Genomic DNA, 14,815 nt, shown 5'->3' with positions numbered 1-14,815 from the left:
TATCACCAGATACAATCGCGACGGGGCAGCGCCCCTACCATTATTATCATGTAGCCGTACTTTATGCGCGCGGCTTCACATTGTTGCGCACCCAGGCGACAATATCTTCGGTTGACGTGCCTGGAGTGAATACTTCTCGAATCCCGGAGGCCTTCAGTCCCGGTATGTCGTCATCAGGGATGACTCCACCGCCGAAGACGAGGATATCATCCGCCTTTTTCTCTTTCAACAGCTCGCAAACCTGGGGGAGGAGGGTATTGTGCGCGCCGGATAGGATGGAAAGTGCGACGCAGTCGACGTCTTCCTGAATTGCGGCAGAGACGATCTGCTCCGGGGTTTGATGAAGGCCGGTGTAAATCACCTCGAAACCCGCATCCCTGAAAGCGCGGGCAATGATCTTCGCCCCCCTGTCGTGACCGTCAAGGCCCGGTTTTCCAACAAGTACCCTCAGTTTTCTCTCAGCCATGTCAATCTCCTTTAGTTGCGTGAAAAATTATATAAATAAAATGTTCAACATCAACCTTCCATGAACCATCAACCGCCTCATCACTTTTCAATGCCGATTCTTGCCGGCACGCCGGCCTTGTAGTAATGCTTGATCTCCCGCATCTCCGTAACCAGGTCGGCTGCCTCGATAATTTTTTCATCGGCGTTCCTGCCGGTCAGCACCAGTTCGACATGAGCCGGCTTCGATCTCATAAGCTCAAGAACGTCGTCCACACCAATAAGACCGAAAGAAACCGCACCGTTTATTTCGTCGAGGATGACGATATCGTAACGACCGCCGGTCAGGGCCTCTTTTGCGGTCACCAGGGCTTCGCGGGCCAGCCGGACATCTTCCGGATGAGGGTTGTCCTTATCGACCCACCCTTCCCTACCGGTCTGGATGATGGTCAGGTAGGGGGCGAGCCTTTCTGCGGCAAGATGTTCACCATAAGGTCCACCGCCTTTCATAAACTGGACCATACAGACCATCATCTCGCGGCCTGCAGCGCGGAGAGCCAGGCCAAGAGCTGCGGTGGTCTTCCCCTTGCAATTACCCGTGTAAACCTGAATATAACCATGTTCCAGCTTCATCGAAATCCTCAATCGTGAGTAGTAAGTCGTGAGTCGTCCGGCAGTTCGCCTCTTACTTCTTACTTCTTACTTCTTACTTCTTACTTCTTACTTCTTACTTCTTACTTCTTACTTCTTACTTCTTACTTCTTACTTCTTACTTCTTACTTTTTACTTCTTACTGTTCACTGTTTATCCGCCTTTGAACTGTGCCGGCCGTTCTCCACGAACGCGATCATCCCTTCTTTCTGGTCTTCGGTGGTAAAGCAAGAGGGCAAAGGCGTCCCGCTCCATGAGGCAGGCGTTTTTCAGATCCAGAAGATCGTTCATCGCTTCAGGCCGGTTCAAGGTGACAACGGCATCCACTCATCATGTTTTATTCAGCGTTGTCCGGTTTGGTTTGTGCATCAAGGTTGTTAAGCCCCATTAGGGGCGTTCGAATGTAGCCGGGGGATTCATCCCCCGGATGAGATGCTATATTTCCCCACGTCACGTACGTGACGTGATGATATTTCGCCTGGATGACCGGGGAATGAATTCCCCGGCTACCAGTATTCTGTCCCTACGGGACGTAAGCAAAAACCAAACCGGACAACGCTGTGTTTTATTAGTATTAAACGCCCCGGCATGAAGTTCTCCTGATTTTGTCATGTTTCAAGCAGGCTAAAAAACCCTGCAGCGCGACGAAATATATCAACTCAGACCATTCAGTGTCAAGTTGAATTCGGTACTTTATAACATTTTTTTATTTTGAATAAAACTGTGCAGAGGCATCTGGATTATCGCGGATGCTCTGAATCTCCCCTTGACAGAGATGCACGGTTCTGTTATTAAATGCAACAACATGGGCGATTAACTCAGCGGGAGAGTGCTACCTTCACACGGTAGAAGTCGCTGGTTCGATCCCAGCATCGCCCACCATAAAACATACAGGGCCAGGTCAACAGACCTGGCCCTTTTTCTTTTTGATATCGAACCGTTATGCGATTTAATCGTTTTTGTTCAACATCCTTCAAAAAACCCCTCAAAGCATAGTTTGTTCAAGTCTGTGCGCAATTTCTTTTACACCATTTTATGAGGTCTACAAAATTGTCAACTACCCCACAAAAATAAATTGCAATATATCTATCCGTTATAATTGACTTTATAATATATTTCGCCATAATCACCAGTCATCTGTTTTGGGAAAATGTTAAATTCTATGCCAGAAAATATACGCCAATGGACAGAAAACCTCCGGGAGGAAACCGATGTCTGGTAAAAATAACGACAAAGAACATGAACAATATTCGATGTTTGACACAGGATTCTTAACTGCGGAAGAAGCATCCCCTGTTAAAAATACAAAAGTGGGCAAACAGCGGAAAAATAGTGAACTCGATGTTGAAGCTCTCCAGATCTCGGACTCCCAACCACGCCGGTACATCAATGAAGAACGTCTCGAAGAATTATGCTTATCCATCAGGAAACACGGGGTCTTGCAACCGGTCATTGTCCAGGTGGATACTGACGGTTCAAACCTGCTCGTAGCGGGGCAGCGGCGACTTCTTGCCGCAAGGAAAGCCGGGCTGAAAAAGATTCCCGTGGTTTTCACGGATGGCGACCCGGCTGAAATTGCTCTGATAGAGAACCTGCAACGAAGTGATCTGACAGCGATCGAAGAGGCAGAAGCCATAAGCAGTCTTAAAGAGAGAAATGGGTACACGCTTGATGATGTGAGCGCGATCATGGGAAAATCCAAAACAACGGTTAGTGAAACCATCTCATTAACAAAATTGCCGGAGACAATCAAAGAGGAGTGCCGGCGCGATCCCCATATGGCAAAGAGCATTCTCGTTGAGATTGCCCGACAGCCAACTGCCGATGAGATGATAACTGCCTATAACGGCTATAAGAAGGAGAAATTGCCGAGAGCGCAGCTAAGGAAAATCAATCGGCCGGGGGCAAGTGGCAAAAAAAGAATAGGAGTAAGTTTCGTTAAGTCCTTTGCCCAGAGGATTGTCACTGTTGACGTAGAAATTCTGAAAAGCAAACAGCGGGAGCAAATGAAAAACAATCTGGAAGAACTCCATGCAAAAATTGGAGATTTGATCGTTAAGTTAAGTAGTTAGTCATAGGTTCGGCATGCCGAACTTCAGGTTTTTACCAGTCTCTGCGCTAACGGGACGAGACACATCAATCAGGCGGAGCTCATGACGAAATACACCGGTCTGTATACAAATAAGTCAACCATGGTGATTCTATGCCGATAAATAGTTTAGGACCGACAACGGTCAGCTAATTTGATAACTATCAAGATGCCGCAGCATTATGCAAATACACTAACCCCACCGAGGCCTTCATGCTTCCCCTGCCCGAACTTACCATCGCTCAGTTCAAGTCTCGCATCAGATTTTTTGTCGTACTCCTCATCATCGCCGTCATCGGTATTCTGGCTTGGCATATCGATTCCGAACGCAACGCCATCATCACAGCCGCCGAACTGCAATCACAAGGCTACTCCCGTGCACTGAGCGAACATGCCGGCAGTGCCTTTGCCGAGGCTGACCGTGCTTTGAGGGAAGTGGTCAACGATATTGCCGAACGGGGAGGCATCGACCACATTGAACGACGCACGCTGTTCAACATTATCAGGCGGCAGGGTGGCGACACGCCGCAGATAGGCTCCATCTTCCTGACCGACCGCTCCGGCATCATGGTAGTCAATTCCCTTGAATTTCCATCAAAACAGATCAATGTCTCTGATCGTGAGTATTTTATTTTTGACCGGGATAAACCCGACACAGGCCTCTTCATCAGCCGTCCGTTAATCAGCAGACTCGTAAACCGCTGGCGTTTTACCATGACGCGGCCGCTTACCTACCCTGACGGCAGGTTCGCCGGTCTTGCGGCAGTTGCCTTCGAGATTAACTACTTCCACCGTTTCTACACCTCCATCAGCCTCGGCCCCCGTGGCAAGGTGCAGCTGATTCGAACCGATGGCTCGCCGTTGTTGAGCGAGCCTTTCACAGAGAACGCCTTTGCGGTCGATTTCAAACGATCGGCCCTTTTCCGGGATCACCTTGGCACGACACAATCCGGCACCTTCCATGATAATAAAAACATAGAGGACCAGTCGCCGCGCATCGTCTCATATCATCGTCTCTCACGCTTTCCGGTCGTGGCAGTTGTCTCGTTGCACCGGGACGACATCCTGACGCCATGGAAACGTAAAGTTACATATGAAACAGCCACGACCCTGGGTCTTTGCCTTGCTCTTTTTTTGCTGATGCAACTTCTCTTGCGCCATCTCGACCAGTTGCAGGCGACGCAGAACTCGCTGCGGGAACAGCAGGAACAGGTTCGGATCAAGGCTGCACAGATCGATTCGGCCAATGACGCCATACTGCTGATGGATACCGATGGACGGCTGGTACATTTCAACAACGCCCTCTGCCAGATGATCGGATATGACCAGAACGAGCTTCAGGGGGCACTGCTGCACGACTTCGAACCACCGGAGTTTGCAGCCCGCCTCGTACCCGCAATCAGTTCAATCATGGAGCATGGCGAAGCGATTTTCGAATCCGCATATCTCACCAAAAGAGGCGCGATCTTGCCCGTTGAGGTCCATGCCCGGACAATGGAGAGCGAGGGAACAAAACGTATCCTCAGCATCGTCAGGGACATCAGCGAGCGTAAACATAGCGAACTCCGGGAACAGACGAGACTGCGGATACTAGAAGAGATGGCCACCGGCGTAGACCTTTCTGAACTGCTCACGAACATAGTCCGTTTTGTGGAGCAAGAACGAAAGGGGTTGCTCTGCTCCATATCGATCGCGGATGAAACCGGCCAGTTCCTGCGCCATGGCGCCGCTCCGAGCCTCCCCCAGTTCTACAACAAGGCGGTCGACGGAGTACGGATTGCCGAGGGGATGGGGTGTTGCGGAACGGCGGCGCATCGCCGCCAACGGGTAGTTGTGGAGGATGTGGATGGAGATCCTTTATGGAAGGGTTTCAGGCCCGTCAGCGAGGCGGGCCTGCGAGCCTGCTGGTCGGAGCCGGTGAAATCGTCGCAGGGCGAGCTGCTGGGAACTTTTGCCTGTTACCATCGCGAGCGGCACGCCCCCGACGAAACCGAGATCCAGTTGATCGAGTCTGCCGCGCACCTCGCCAGTATCGCCATTGAGCGTTTCAAGTCGGAAGAACTGAAGAGCCAACTTGAGGCACAACTGCATCACGTGCAGAAAATCGAGGCGATCGGCCAACTGGCGGGCGGAATTGCTCACGATTTCAACAACCTCCTGACTCCCATCATCGGCTATGCGGATATGATCCAGCACAAGCTGCCAGAGGGAGACCCGTTGTCAGGCAAGGTGAACGGCATCACGGCTGCCGCCTTCAAGGCGCGCGACCTGACTCAGCAACTGCTCAGCTTTGGCCGCAAGCAGATGCTCGACATGAAGTCCGTGGATTTGAACCAGGTACTCGGCAACTTTCAGGACATTCTGCGGCGAACCATCCGGGAAAATATCACCATCGATATCCGCCTGGCATCGGGAGGAATTGCGATCTGGGCAGACCGTGGACAGATCGAACAGATTCTTCTGAACCTGGTCGTCAATGCCCAGGACGCCATATCGGGCAACGGTATGATCCTGATGGAAACGGGCCACGTAATGCTGGACAATGAGTACACCAGGCTGCATCCCGGCGTGCAGCCCGGCCCCTATGCGCTACTGGACTTCAGCGACAACGGCTGCGGCATGAATGATGAAACTCTAAGCCATATCTTCGAGCCGTTTTTCACCACCAAGCAGGTTGGACACGGCACAGGACTCGGCCTGGCAACCGTCTACGGCATCATCAAGCAGCATGAAGGATACATTTCCGTCAAGAGCCGTGTCGGAGAAGGAACAACCTTCAGCATTTACCTGCCGCTCAGCAGGGAACCAATCACGACAACGTCTGCCGACTCCGTTGTTACGGCGACTACGGACGGGGCAACAACGGGAGAACGAACCATCCTTGTCGTCGAGGACAATGAGATGGTCCGCACCATGACTGTCGAACTGCTGGAATCATCCGGTTACCGAGTATTGGTGGCGGACCGTCCATCTGCGGCTGTAGAATTGATGAACCGGTATGGCAACAGTGTTGCGCTGCTGGTTTCAGATGTCATCATGCCGGAAATGAGCGGCCAGGAACTGCACGAAAACCTGCTTGAAACTTTTCCCGACCTTAAAGTCCTTTACATCTCCGGCTACACGAACGAACTATTCGTGCATAGGGGAATGCTTGAGGAAGGGGTCAACTTCTTGCAGAAACCGTTCACCACTGAAAAGCTGCTCAAAGAAGTTCAACGCATCGCAAGTGAGGCAGAAGAACCGGCAAATCAACTTTCTTTCAAGCTGAATCCTTGCTGACCGGCATACTGAAAATAGTGCGCCGTCAGACAGGCTCTCGTTCAAAATGAAAGGGCCCCGTTCGGGGCCCTTCGTCGTTGCAATATACAATTACCTTTTTCGCTAGAAATTCAAAGCCGTAGCAATGGCCTGAATTTGTGCCGCCGAGAGGGAGGAAAGATATCCCATTCCGCCGACATTGCCGCTGATCCCCGACTGGATCTTGGAAGCGGTCGTTTTCCTCTTGTTGGACGATGCCAGGGCTCCGTGACACCCGGCGCAGTACTGTGAATAAAGCGCTGCACCGTCGATTGCAGGGGCGGCGGTAGTCGCTGTGGTCTTTGCCGACGCGGCGCTCTCACCGGCGCTGTTCACCGCCGTTACGATGTAGTAGTAGGCGGTGCCGGCGGCAAGCCCGGTCTGGACGTAGGGACTGGTGGCCCCGGCGATTTTTGTCCCGGAAGCGGTCGTAACCCCTGAAGTCGTAGACCAGTAAACGTTATACGATGTCGCGCCGGAGACCGCCGACCAGGAGAGAGACACCTGATTGGCGCCGCCTGTGGCGGTCACACCGGTCGGTGCAGCAGGAACGGCCGGAAGTGGGGCATTGGTGGTTGCGGTCGCCTGAGTTGATGGAGCACTCTCGCCCGCGCCGTTTACAGCCGTGACTATGTAATAGTAGCTGGTCCCTGCGGAAAGACCGGTATGAACATAAGGGCTGGTGGCCCCGGCGATTCTCGTGCCGTTCGCGGTCGTTACGCCGGAAGCGGTAGACCAGTAGACATTATAGGAGGTTGCGCCGGATACTGCCGGCCAGGACAGCGTCACCTGCTTGGCGCCGCCGGTGGCGGTCACGCCGGACGGGGCAGCCGGCACGGTCGGAGCGGGAGTCGGAGTGACGGTGGTCGCCGCAACCTGGACGGAAGGCGTGCTCTCGCCTGCGCTGTTCACTGCCGTAACGATGTAGTAATAGGTCGTGCCGGCAGCAAGCCCCGCCTGAACCGCAGGACTCATGGCACCGCTGATCTTTGTCCCGTTGCTCGTCGTGACGCCTGTCTTGGTCGACCAGTAAATGTTGTACGAGGCAGCATTGCTGACGGCGCTCCAGGAGAGGGTCACCTGGTTGGTGCCGCCTGTGGCCATTACTCCGGTCGGTGCAGCAGGGAGAGTCGGCGTCGGTGTCGGCGTCGCATTGGTGGTCGCCGAAACCTGGGCCGAGGCAGCGCTTTCGCCGGCGCTGTTCACTGCCGTAACGATGTAGTAATAGGTGGTTCCTGCGGTAAGGCCGCTCTGGACATAAGGACTGGTGGCCCCGGCGATCTTTGTCCCATTGGCGGCAGAGACACCGCCAGTGGTCGAGTAGTAGACATTGTACGAGGTCGCGTTGCTGACGGCGTTCCAGGAAAGGGTCATCTGGCCGGCAGCGCCGGTGGCGGTCAAGCCGGCTGGAGCGGCGGGCACGGCAGGCGGGGCGGGAATGTTATTATCGTCGTCCGAAAAATTCCAGTTATTGATGTCGGAGATCTTGCCGCTGAAAATGACTGCGCCGGTTTTCGCATTCACTATCGTAAGAACCCCGTTGGATAGGGTCATTTTCACATTGTCCAGCATGCCGTCGAGACCGGTGTGGTCAACGGTGTAGTGCCCCTTGATCGGATCGGAGTTGTCTGCGCTGTACTGCTTCAGGAGCGGGTGGAGCTTGGACAGGATAGTGGCGACAGCTGTCTGGAGATTGGACTCGATTTTCTGGAGCGTGACCGGGTCGGGATTCGCGAAGACCTGTGACGGGTCGTCAACCCCTGCAGCACTGGCTACCGCCGCATTTGAGAGCGGGTTGACGTTGGCTGTGCCCGTTCCGCCGGCAAAGGAATGAAGCGCGTAATTCGTTCCGTTGGCGCGCCCTGACGCCTGCAGGATGAACGGGCCTTTCATGCCCGTGACATCGAAGGCAAACGTACCGTCATTACCGATAACGGTCGACTTTTCCTGTGGAGGGTTAGAGGCGTCCTTAAGGTTTACCTGCCCGGCAAGTGGAGCGCCGACCGCAGCAACGCCACTCACGACCTGGGATGAAAGACCTCCGCCGCTGCTGCCGCAGCCGGTCAGCATAAGACCGACGGCAACAAGACAGAGTACGGTGATGCCGGCGAACGTTCTTTTAATCTGTTCTCTCATTGTTTCTCCTTTGCTCCTTGCTGCGCCAGACGGCACAGCAATTTTTGTTGTCCTTCCGGCTCAATCCCACTGCCCGTCATGGGGTGATCCGAACCTTGTTCACGAGTTACTTTTTTCGGCCACATCCGGTAAATGGGCAAATAAAAACCGGGTTGCCGAATATCTCGTGATATTTCGGCAACCCGGCTGTCTGACTTGAGACCCTATAGGCTTTCCGCCCCACCCTCACGGATGGTTTAGTATTATCGTGTACCACTAAAGGACTATTACCGAGTAACAGTAATTCACAACTCGACATAACCTTACGCCCTCGCAGGCGCGTCACATCTTACGGCTTTATCACCCCCCTTTATCCAATTTTGACCACAAAAAAGCCGGGTCGCCGAATATCGTATGATATTTCGGCAACCCGGCTATCTCATGGAGACCCTTTAGGCTTTCCGCCCCACCCTCGCGGATGGTTAAGTATTATCGTCTATCAAGCTGTTGCTGATTGTGCAACGAGTTGATTGCTCGTGCGTGTGACGAAGCATAGCTAAAATCGGCGACTGATGTCAATACAATTTTTGTGCGGGCCAGCAACAGGATCGTCACATTTTCGCATCAACACATTCCTGCTGCGGCAGAGTCGGGTTACATCATGCCTCTCGTACCACCGCCCATCATGCCGCTGCCCGGTTGCATGCGACCGCCTGAGTAATTCCAGAAAAACCGGTGACTGGTCATGTTACGGAACATTGCCGAGTAGTTGCCGAAACCGTTGACCGCCGACATGGATTCAAGCATCGTCCGCATCCGGCTCCGCATGTCGGTCATGAAGGTGCTTTCCATACCCATCCCCTGAAAGGCGTTGTTTGCGATCTGCGGCAGGTTCTGGTTGAGCTGTCCCATCATCCCCCGATAACGCCCCTTGTTGACCACGCTGCCGTTCAAGACGAGCGAGGACTGGTCCGCCATCAGCCCAGCCATCTGCCGGGCAACCTGGTGCATGGACTGGTACTGACCCTGGTATGGGCCGTAGCCGGAGCCCGCCACATAGTCGGCAAGCATGTCCATGCCTGCCGGGAGATTGAGCTGGTTCCTCAACTGTATCATCGCCTGCGCCATGGTCATCCCCGGATTCGATTCCATTTTTTCCCTGACCAGGGTCGACATGGGACTGACAAATCCGCCGGCAGCCGGAGGCGCGGACATGACGTAATCGTTCGGCACCGTCTGTCCGGTGTCTTCATCCACCGTGCTTCCGGCTATGGCACGGACCACGACCGGGTATTTTCCCATGTCGCCCGCCGTCATGGTCAGCGTGTACGTTCCTCCAGGCCCGGTCATGGTCTTCGGCTCACCTTCGTCCCACTGGTAGTTATTGTTTTTGTCGAGGAAGACCTCGGCCCCCACCAGATAACCGTCGGCCACGGTCCCGCTCACGGATACTGGCGCAGAGGTCGTGCCGCTTCCTCCGCATCCCGCAAGTGCTCCTGTCAATGCTGCTGTCACGACTGCTGCTGCGATAATTTTCCTGTTCATGGATTACTCCTTTCATTTTAACTGTTAGTGTGTCGGTTTCCGTCAGCACTTCCCCTCACCCTAGCCCTCTCCTTTAGGCCCGCAATTTGGGTCCACAAGGGGCGAGGGGACTTTAAAGCTCCCCTCCCTTGATGGACCCAAAGGGCCTAAAGGAGGGGCTGGGGGAGGGTGCAATGTGCTGGTGAGTCAGTGTAATTTTCTTACGGACACTACTGTGTCTACGTTTAACGCCCCCGATCAGAAATCGAGACAGAACGCCAGACCGGTGCCGTAATCGGGACTGGACGTATTGATCCCCTTTGAGACGTAACCGTCTATGCCGGTATGTTCGGTAATCTGGTACTTGACCCTCAATCGCGCCTCCAGCTGGGCTGAAGCGCCCTCCACGGGAGGGGTGCTCCCTTTGAGCATGAGCATCGGCCGCAGCCGTTCGCCGATCTGGTAACCGACCCCGGCGTTGTAATAGAGGTAATTTTTAACGGCCAGCACCGACGATTTGCCCTGGACTGCATACCCCAACTCCCCAATGGTGAGCCAATAACCAAACCACTTGAAAAGTTCCACGGCAAGACCTCCGTCAAAGGCGCCGGTCCCGAGAAATTTGTTCTTGTCGGCGGTGGGAAATTTAACAAAGAAGTTGGGACGGATGCCCGGCAGATAATCTCCCTCTGGAACCACGATGTAGCCTGCCCTGAATGTGATGTCGCCGAGTCCGTTCTGGGATTTATCGACATTGGCCGCCGATGCCGTAGTTCTCGGGCCCGGCCCGCCGGTGCCGCTGCCCATGCTACCCATGGCGGCCAAGACCGACTGCGAGCCCATCCCCATGGATTGCGGCTGCATCCCCCTGAATTCGCCCGCAACTACTGCGCTGCTGCTCTGGTAGACATAGGGTATCTGCAGCGAAAAATCGAGCCGCTCCGTCGGATAAACGGCAACGGTGAACGGCATGAAGATGGCGTCGGTTTTAATTCCTGTCCCGTATTTGCCGGTAGTGAACTCAAAACCGAGGCTGGTGGAGTATGATGGCTCTTCAGCAAAAAGCCGGGACGGTATCAGCAAAACGGTCATGACCACCAGCAGGGCTATAAACTTTTCCGAACAACGGTTATGTTTCACGCTCTCCTCTCCATTGTAACGCATTTAGACGATAACCAGAGTGATACGATCAATGTCAATGGCGCATCATTCCGCCGCCGCCCCGCATCATCCCGCCCCCCCTGAACATCCCGCCGCCAGGACGATTGGACATGGAGCCGTTTGCAGTTCTCCCTGACCAGGCAGGCGCACCTCTATCCCCCCTTAACAGCGCCTGGGCACCGGTAGTCTTGTTAGTGAGCTTCTGGGCCATCAGGTAGGTTTTACCGTCCTTGCCCTGTGCCTTTGATCCCTTGGCGGAGATGTCGTCGTTCAAATGGAGCGTTAGATCCTTTTTCTCCCAGAACGATTTCGGGCCTAGACTGATGTTGACGATTTCACTGCCGGCGCTGACCTCGACGATAAGATGGTCCTGTTCTCCGGCATGCGGGAGCGATGTCACACGACCCGAGACCGTTACCACCGTGTTGACATCATACCCCTTGTTGAAGTCCAGACCGCTCGCCCCGCCGTCATAGCCACCGAAACCGAAACCGGCAAAGGCGCTGCCGTTTGAAAGGCAATGCAAAAGGACGACAGACACTATAATTAAGGAAAAGCGACTTTTTCCCATCACACAAAAATACCCCGATATGATTTACTTGCTGTCAGAAGGAATTCCACAGTTCGTGCCAAAAACCACACACCACACAACTATCTGTTTTAGCATCGTTTACAAGTTTGTAATGCCAATTTTCAGTAAAAATTCGTGCAATTCATTGCACGGATAACGCAATGATTTGCACCTGATACATTTAATCCAGCAAGCCAAACTCTTTCAGCTTGTACTGCAAGGTCCTGCGTGAGAATCCCAGCTCCTCGGCAGCCAGGCGGCGATTTCCGCCATGCTTGTTCAAGGCTTTGATGATCATCTCCCGTTCCACGGATTTCAGGACATCCTTGCCCCCGCGGGCAGTTGACGCGGACTTTGCAAGCATCTGATCCGGCAGATTATTATATCTGACCACATCATGCGCCAGGATAACCGCACGCTCCATGACGTTCTGCAACTCGCGAATATTGCCCGGCCAGTCATAACTTTTCATCGCATTAAAGGCCCCATCGTCAATCCCCGTGAGTTTCTTGCCGACCTGTCGGCTGAAACGGCGAAGAAAGTAATCGGCCAGCAGATGAACGGCATCGTTACGCTCCCGCAATGGCGGCAGACTGAGCGGAAAAACGTTCAGACGGTAGTAAAGGTCCTCACGAAACCTCCGTTCCGACACCTCTTCCTGAAGATTGCGGTTCGTGGCTGCGATAACCCGCACATCAGCCTTGATTTCCCTGGCGCCACCCACTCGCTCAAAAACCCGCTCCTGCAAGACCCTCAACAACTTGACCTGCAAGGAAAGCGGCATCTCGCCGATTTCATCCAGAAAAATCGTCCCTCCCCTGGCCAGCTCGAATTTACCGTGCCGCGCCTGAATGGCGCCTGTAAAGGCGCCCTTTTCATGACCAAAAAGTTCGCTTTCCAGTAGATTCTCAGGAATCGCCGCACAGTTCAAGGGAACGAAAGCAGCCGTACGTCTGGGACTCAGCAAATGAATGGTTCGGGCAACCAACTCCTTGCCGGTGCCGCTCTCACCGTAAATGAGAACGCTGGCAGTGGTCGCGGCAACTTCATGGACCATCTTCCGTATGTCTCTCATGGCCGCCCCGGCGAAAATCAAATCCTCCGGCGGCAGGCCCGCAGCCTCAACTTCCTTGAGAGATAGATAGTCTCGTGCTCGGCCCTGCGATGCAATTACCTTATCAACCAGGACAAGCAGGGTGTCGGGATCAGAAAGGGGCTTGGTCAGGAAATCCACGGCTCCTTCCTTGATTGCGGAAACGGCCTCTTCCACCTTCCCGAATGCCGTCAGAAAGATAAACTGCGGGGGGCTTGAGTCCTGTCTCGTTTCGCGAAACAGCTCAAGCCCGCTTTTACCCGGCATCTTCAGGTCTGAAATCACCAGGTCGAAGTTTTCCCGTCGCAGCAAACGCAATCCCTTGAGGCCGTCGCCGGCTTCCTGAACCTCATGCCCGACGTCCTCCAGGATCGTCCGTAAAAAGCTCCTGAATGTCTCATCGTCTTCAACAATAAGTATACGTCCCGTCATAAGCTGCTCCCGCCAGGTATATTTCCTTTTTGCAAAGGAAGGGTAATCGATACTGAAGTTCCTTGACCGACTCTGCTCGATACGCTGATCGTCCCGTTGTGCTCGCCGATTATCTTTTTGCAGAGGGCAAGACCCAGACCGGTTCCCCGTGCTTTGGTAGTGAAAAACGGCTCGAAGATCCTCGCCATGTCCTCCTGGCTGATGCCGGCTCCCGAATCGGCAACGGTTATGCTAACGGCTGAACCGGCGATACCGGCTGAAATGCGCAAACTGCCGCCGTCGGGCATTGCCTGGAGAGCGTTTTTAAAAAGATTGAGCAGTACCTGAACCAGTCGGTCCGAGTTTCCTAGGACGGGCAGATTTTCTGGACATTCGATGCTGACCGCCACATGAAGCTGCTCAGCCTCCTGACGAATCAGAGAAACGGCATGGGAAATGAGTCCACCGCTATCGATCAGGTTCATGGATGTACTTTCGTTTCTCACATATGCAAGAAGTTCGTTCACCAGGTTTTCCAGCCGCAGGACCTCGTTGACGATGCTTTGAGCAAACTTGCGGTTTCGTTCTTCAGCCGGTCTTTTCTCGATAACCTGGGCATACCCTTTTATCCCCGCCAGGGGATTGCGTATCTCATGGGCGAGCATGGCGCCCATTTCTCCGAGCCTGGCCAGGCTCTCCCGATGGGCCATCTCCATCTGGTGCCGCTCTTCCCGTTTGGCAAACCGGTAGATGATAACGGCCAGAAACCACCCGACGGCCAAGAGCGACAGGAGCAAGGCAAAATTTAGACGAGCCCGTCTCACCACCGCATCGGCCTTATAAGTGTGCAGCGTAAGCCGAAGGGCAAACACCTCCCCGTGAATATCGAGAGGAATGTCGAATAGGTACGCTTTTTCTCCGGTACCAAGCACCACTCTCGATTCGGATATTACTTTGTTCTGCATGACCGCCAGAACATCGCGATTGTCCGTGGAACTCCCGATGAGGTCGGAGTTCGAATGGAAGCGAATGGTTCCCTTCCGATCGATTATGGCAAAAAAAGCAACGTCGGAAGGGTGAAACCCGGTCAAGGACTTGAATGAAGGGTCTTGTCTGGTAGTATTCTCGATCGCTGCAGCCAAGGATACTGCGAGGCCACGGAGATTTTCTTCGGCAATGGGACCGGCTGCCCGGTAATTGCTCACGGCAAACCAGAGAAGAAACAGCGATAATCCAAAACCGAATACAACTAATATTTTCTTCAGCATAATCACCTGAAAACTCATGGTTTTAACGATACTATATCATATTGCATGCCGATAACTGAATATTCATTTTTCGTGTTATTACAAATAGTTACATCACTACAAGGTACGTTGCGGCACCTTGGTGGTGCAAAACATTGCACTTCACGTGAAGATCTTTGCACCAACTTACGGATAAGTATCCTGCCTGGCGT

Annotated in this window: 10 protein-coding genes, 1 tRNA gene and 2 riboswitches; of the genes, 3 read left to right on the top strand and 8 right to left on the bottom strand. The window is 53.6% G+C overall.

Annotated elements, in window-relative coordinates; translation table 11 throughout:
- Positions 1-61: 61 nt before the first annotated feature.
- Both GURA_RS10270 and cobO read right to left on the bottom strand, forming a co-directional pair.
- Positions 62-466 (bottom strand): cobalamin B12-binding domain-containing protein, encoded by a 405-nt coding sequence (locus tag GURA_RS10270; protein WP_011938919.1) that lies wholly within the window; start codon positions 464-466, stop codon positions 62-64.
- Between the two features lie 80 nt (positions 467-546).
- Positions 547-1,089 (bottom strand): cob(I)yrinic acid a,c-diamide adenosyltransferase, encoded by a 543-nt coding sequence (cobO, locus tag GURA_RS10265; RefSeq protein ID WP_327049737.1) that lies wholly within the window; start codon positions 1,087-1,089, stop codon positions 547-549.
- Between the two features lie 813 nt (positions 1,090-1,902).
- Between cobO and GURA_RS10260 the strand changes: the two genes are divergently transcribed.
- The 3 genes from GURA_RS10260 to GURA_RS10250 all read left to right on the top strand — a co-directional run bounded on the left by GURA_RS10260 (position 1,903) and on the right by GURA_RS10250 (position 6,463).
- Positions 1,903-1,977 (top strand) — tRNA-Val (locus GURA_RS10260).
- A 329-nt stretch (positions 1,978-2,306) separates the two neighbouring features.
- On the top strand, positions 2,307-3,167 hold the full coding sequence (locus tag GURA_RS22800) for a ParB/RepB/Spo0J family partition protein (protein ID WP_011938917.1): 861 nt from the start codon (positions 2,307-2,309) through the stop codon (positions 3,165-3,167).
- A 230-nt stretch (positions 3,168-3,397) separates the two neighbouring features.
- Entirely contained in the window at positions 3,398-6,463 is a 3,066-nt protein-coding gene (locus GURA_RS10250; RefSeq protein WP_011938916.1) for an ATP-binding protein, read from the top strand.
- 102 nt (positions 6,464-6,565) lie between these two features.
- On the opposite strand, the gene GURA_RS10245 is transcribed toward GURA_RS10250, so the two are convergent.
- From GURA_RS10245 to GURA_RS10220, 6 genes are all read right to left on the bottom strand, one after another.
- Positions 6,566-8,617, bottom strand: coding sequence for a fibronectin type III domain-containing protein (locus GURA_RS10245; RefSeq protein WP_011938915.1), 2,052 nt, complete (start codon positions 8,615-8,617; stop codon positions 6,566-6,568).
- Positions 8,618-8,790: 173 nt separating this feature from the next.
- Positions 8,791-8,868, bottom strand: a riboswitch (cyclic di-GMP riboswitch).
- Positions 8,869-9,017: 149 nt separating this feature from the next.
- A riboswitch (cyclic di-GMP riboswitch) is annotated at positions 9,018-9,094 on the bottom strand.
- A gap of 156 nt (positions 9,095-9,250) precedes the next feature.
- Positions 9,251-10,141: a hypothetical protein gene (locus GURA_RS10240; protein WP_011938914.1), complete on the bottom strand. Its 891-nt coding sequence runs from the start codon at positions 10,139-10,141 to the stop codon at positions 9,251-9,253.
- 237 nt (positions 10,142-10,378) lie between these two features.
- Positions 10,379-11,260: a transporter gene (locus GURA_RS10235; RefSeq protein ID WP_011938913.1), complete on the bottom strand. Its 882-nt coding sequence runs from the start codon at positions 11,258-11,260 to the stop codon at positions 10,379-10,381.
- 55 nt (positions 11,261-11,315) lie between these two features.
- A complete protein-coding gene (locus tag GURA_RS10230; RefSeq protein WP_011938912.1) occupies positions 11,316-11,852 on the bottom strand; it encodes a hypothetical protein in 537 nt (178 codons plus the stop codon).
- Positions 11,853-12,033: 181 nt separating this feature from the next.
- On the bottom strand, positions 12,034-13,377 hold the full coding sequence (locus tag GURA_RS10225; protein ID WP_011938911.1) for a sigma-54-dependent transcriptional regulator: 1,344 nt from the start codon (positions 13,375-13,377) through the stop codon (positions 12,034-12,036).
- Positions 13,374-14,624 (bottom strand): two-component system sensor histidine kinase NtrB, encoded by a 1,251-nt coding sequence (locus tag GURA_RS10220; protein WP_049818911.1) that lies wholly within the window; start codon positions 14,622-14,624, stop codon positions 13,374-13,376. Before GURA_RS10220 ends, GURA_RS10225 begins: the two co-directional genes overlap by 4 nt.
- Between the last annotated feature and the right edge of the window lie 191 nt (positions 14,625-14,815).

The sequence above is a fragment of the Geotalea uraniireducens Rf4 genome, from assembly GCF_000016745.1.
Lineage (GTDB): Bacteria > Desulfobacterota > Desulfuromonadia > Geobacterales > Geobacteraceae > Geotalea > Geotalea uraniireducens.
The sequence above is the reverse complement of the archived record's forward strand: the minus strand, read 5'-3'. Positions and strand labels throughout refer to the sequence as shown.

Bases quoted from the DNA above. Each gene is read 5' to 3' on its own strand.
- GURA_RS10250 (WP_011938916.1), top strand. From the start codon at position 3,398: ATGCTTCCCCTGCCCGAACTTACCATCGCTCAGTTCAAGTCTCGCATC.
- GURA_RS10240 (WP_011938914.1), bottom strand. From the start codon at position 10,141: ATGAACAGGAAAATTATCGCAGCAGCAGTCGTGACAGCAGCATTGACA.
- GURA_RS10245 (WP_011938915.1), bottom strand. From the start codon at position 8,617: ATGAGAGAACAGATTAAAAGAACGTTCGCCGGCATCACCGTACTCTGT.
- GURA_RS10270 (WP_011938919.1), bottom strand. From the start codon at position 466: ATGGCTGAGAGAAAACTGAGGGTACTTGTTGGAAAACCGGGCCTTGAC.
- GURA_RS10220 (WP_049818911.1), bottom strand. From the start codon at position 14,624: ATGCTGAAGAAAATATTAGTTGTATTCGGTTTTGGATTATCGCTGTTT.
- GURA_RS10230 (WP_011938912.1), bottom strand. From the start codon at position 11,852: ATGGGAAAAAGTCGCTTTTCCTTAATTATAGTGTCTGTCGTCCTTTTG.
- GURA_RS10225 (WP_011938911.1), bottom strand. From the start codon at position 13,377: ATGACGGGACGTATACTTATTGTTGAAGACGATGAGACATTCAGGAGC.
- GURA_RS22800 (WP_011938917.1), top strand. From the start codon at position 2,307: ATGTCTGGTAAAAATAACGACAAAGAACATGAACAATATTCGATGTTT.